This is a genomic window from Hydrogenophaga sp. (assembly GCF_051007235.1).
Taxonomy (GTDB): domain Bacteria; phylum Pseudomonadota; class Gammaproteobacteria; order Burkholderiales; family Burkholderiaceae_C; genus Hydrogenophaga.
In genome coordinates, this window is the sequence record NZ_JBPCSJ010000497.1 from 1 (window position 1) to 3497 (window position 3497).

3 protein-coding genes are annotated in these 3497 nt (G+C 65.9%); all 3 read left to right on the forward strand.

What is annotated here, in order from left to right; genetic code table 11:
• The first annotated feature begins 264 nt into the window (after positions 1-264).
• A complete protein-coding gene (locus ACR2JA_RS17430) occupies positions 265-1266 on the forward strand; it encodes an ABC transporter ATP-binding protein (protein WP_434010332.1) in 1002 nt (333 codons plus the stop codon).
• A 63-nt stretch (positions 1267-1329) separates the two neighbouring features.
• Positions 1330-2631: an ABC transporter substrate-binding protein gene (locus ACR2JA_RS17435; RefSeq protein ID WP_434010333.1), complete on the forward strand. Its 1302-nt coding sequence runs from the start codon at positions 1330-1332 to the stop codon at positions 2629-2631.
• A gap of 148 nt (positions 2632-2779) precedes the next feature.
• Positions 2780-3497: carbohydrate ABC transporter permease (locus ACR2JA_RS17440; protein ID WP_434010334.1), on the forward strand; the 718-nt coding region annotated here is incomplete at its 3' end.

A 3497-nucleotide genomic window follows, 5' to 3' on the forward strand; every position in this document is an offset into this window, starting at 1 on the left:
CACCCCCACGCTCCGCCGCTGACGCGGGGCGCTGCCGCCCGAGGGGCTGCTGCGCCTTGGGGCGGCCCGGCACCGGATCGCTCACACCCTCAAGCCACGCCGCTCCACAGCCGCGCACTGGTTTTCGTAACCACTTTGTTCCTGCGACATAGGGCAAACCCCATCATGCAATCGATTGCACTGGTGCTGTAATTTTGTGACGGTCAGGCGTACTGACCGCTGCCGGCACGCCATCGTCCGGCAGCCGACACGAAAGGTTTTCCCATGGCGCAGTCCGGTTTGCGTTTGCGTGACATCAAGAAGAGCTACGGCCGAGTGGACGTGATCCACGGCGTGGACCTGGACATCGAGCCCGGCGAGTTCGCGGTGTTTGTGGGGCCCTCGGGCTGCGGCAAGACCACGCTGCTGCGCATGATCGCGGGCCTGGAGGACATCAGCAGCGGCACGCTGGAGATCGGTGAGCAGGTCGTCAACGATCTGCCTCCGAGCGAGCGCGGCGTGGCCATGGTGTTCCAGAGCTACGCGCTCTACCCGCACAAGACGGTCTACGACTCCATGGCCTTCGGCCTGAAGATCGCCAAGGTGCCCAAGGACGAGATCCAGCGCCGCGTGAACGAGGCCGACGGCATCCTGCAGCTGGGCGACTACCTGCAACGCCTGCCCAAGGCCTTGTCGGGCGGTCAGCGCCAGCGCGTGGCCATCGGGCGCGCCATCGTGCGCAACCCCAAGGTGTTCCTGTTCGACGAGCCGCTGTCCAACCTGGACGCGGCGCTGCGCACCAAGATGCGGGTGGAGCTGGCCACGCTGCACCGCCGCCTCGGTGCGACCATGATCTACGTGACCCACGACCAGGTCGAGGCCATGACGCTGGCCGACAAGATCGTGGTGCTCAACAAGGGCCGGATCGAACAGGTGGGCGCGCCGCTGGAGCTCTACCACCGCCCGGCCACGCGCTTCGTGGCGGGCTTCATCGGCTCGCCGCAGATGAACTTCATCGAGGGGCCCCATGCCCAGGCGCAGGGCGCGCACTGCGTGGGCGTGCGGCCCGAGCACCTGCGGCTGCAGGCCGACGGCCCCATCGAGGGCAGCCTGCGCCACGCCGAGATGCTGGGCAACGAAACCTTTGCCTACATCGACGCCGGCGCACTGGGCGAACTGACCGCCCGGGTCGAAGGCACGGTGACCGTGCAGCCCGGCCAATCGCTGCGCCTGGGATCCCTGCCCGAGCACCTGTACCGCTTCGACGCCGCCGGCCGGCGGATCTGACAGCCCCCTTTTTTCACCCGCTGTGCGGATGGGCCGCAAAGCACCAACGAGGAGACAAGCACGATGTTCAAAACCACCACCATCGCCGGCGCTGCAGCACTGGCACTGGGCAGCCTGGGCGCCACCGCACAGGCCGCCGACTACAAGGGTCCCAACCTCAAGGGTGAGACCGTCACCATCACCTGCCCCTGGACCGGCGCTGAAGAAGGCTTCTTCAAGAAGGTGATCGCCAACTTCGAGAAGGCCACCGGCGCCACCGTGAAGCACTCGTGCTCGCAAAGCTCCGAGCAGCAGATCGTGATCGACATCAAGGCCGGCTCGCCGTCCAACATCTCGGTGTTCCCGCAGCCCGGTCTGGCCGCCAACATGGCCGCCATCGGTGGCCTGGTGCCGCTGGGCGACAAGTCGCGCGACTGGGTCAAGTCCAACTTCGCCGCCGGCAGCTCGTGGGCCGACCTGGGCACCTACAAAGGCAAGGACGGCAAGAACAACTTCTACGGCCTGTTCTACAACGTCAACGTCAAGAGCCTGGTCTGGTACATCCCCGAGAACTTCAAGGAAAAGGGCTACAAAGTGCCCAAGACCATGGAGGAGCTGCAGGACCTGACCAAGAAGATCGCCGCCGACGGTGGCAAGCCCTGGTGCATCGGCCTGGGCTCGGACGCGGCCACCGGCTGGCCCGCGACCGACTGGGTCGAGGACATGATGCTGCGCACCCAGAGCCCGCAGGTCTACGACGACTGGACCAGCAACAAGATGAAGTTCAACGACAAGCGCGTCGTCGAAGCCATCGACGCCTACGGCTGGTTCGCCCGCAACGACGCGTATGTGGACGGTGGCGCCAAGGCGGTGGCCACGGTGAGCTTCAAGGACAGCCCCAAGGGTCTGTTCGGCTCGCCGCCCAAGTGCTACATGCACCGCCAGGCCTCGTTCATCCCGGCCTTCTTCCCCGAAGGCAAGGCCGATGACGCCGACTTCTTCTACTTCCCGTCCTACAAGGCCAAGAACCTGGGCAACCCGGTGCTGGGCGGCGGCACGATCATGACGATCACCAAGGACAGCAAGGGCGCCCGCGCCTTCATGGAGTACCTGCAGCACCCGCAGGCCCATGAGATCTGGATGGCCGAAGGCGGCTTCCTGACCCCGCACAAGGGCGTGGACCTGGCCAAGTACAAGACCAAGGGCCAGCGCAAGCAGGGCGAGATCTTGCTGGGCGCGACCACCTTCCGCTTCGACGGTTCCGACCTGATGCCCGGCGCCGTCGGTGCCGGCAGCTTCTGGAAGGGCATGGTCGACTACTCGGGTGGCAAGTCCGCCCAGGCTGTGGCCGATGACATCCAGAAGAGATGGGAAGCGTTGAAGTGAGCACCCCCCGCGCCGCCTCCGGCGTCACCCCCCTCCAGGGGGGCGCAGCCAGCAGCCCGGCAAAGCCGGTTCTGCGGCTGCCGCTGGACAGCGGCGCGGCGCGCCACCGGTTCTCGCTCCGTTCATCGTTCCTTTCCGCCTGACCACCATGACCGATTCAATCCTCCAGACACTGTTGGCCGTGGTGGTCAGTGTGGGCGTCTGCCTGCTGTACTTCGCGGGCAGCAACTGGCTGCTCGACAACATCCTGGCGCGGCCTTCGATGCCGCGCCTCAAGCGTGAAGCGCTGCGCGAGGGCGTGCGCCCCTGGCTCTTCATCGCACCCGCCCTGCTGCTGCTGGGGGTGTACCTGGTGTACCCCTTCCTTGAAACCTTCCGGCTGAGCTTCATGGACGCCACCGGCGAGGGCTTCGTCGGCCTGGCGAACTACGTCTGGGTGTTCACCGACGAGAACTTCTTCATCACCATCCGCAACAACTTCCTGTGGCTGCTGGTGGTGCCCGCTGCGTCCACCGCGCTGGGCCTGGTGGTGGCCGTGCTGGCCGACCGCGTCTGGTGGGGCAACGCCGCCAAGACCCTGGTCTTCATGCCCATGGCCATCAGCTTCGTCGGCGCCAGCGTGATCTGGAAATTCGTCTACGACTTCCGCGGCCCGGACAACGAACAGATCGGCATCCTCAACGCCATCGTGCAGGGCATGGGCATGGAAGCCCAGGCCTGGGTGACGGTGCCGTTCTGGAACAACTTCTTCCTGATGGCGATCCTGATCTGGATCCAGACCGGCTTTGCCATGGTCATCCTGTCCTCGGCGCTGCGCGGCATTCCGGAGGAGACGCTGGAGGCCGCGGTGATCGACGGCGCCAACC

Coding starts and splice junctions, on each gene's coding strand:
- ACR2JA_RS17430 (WP_434010332.1), top strand. CDS start 265: ATGGCGCAGTCCGGTTTGCGTTTGCGTGACATCAAGAAGAGCTACGGC.
- ACR2JA_RS17435 (WP_434010333.1), top strand. CDS start 1,330: ATGTTCAAAACCACCACCATCGCCGGCGCTGCAGCACTGGCACTGGGC.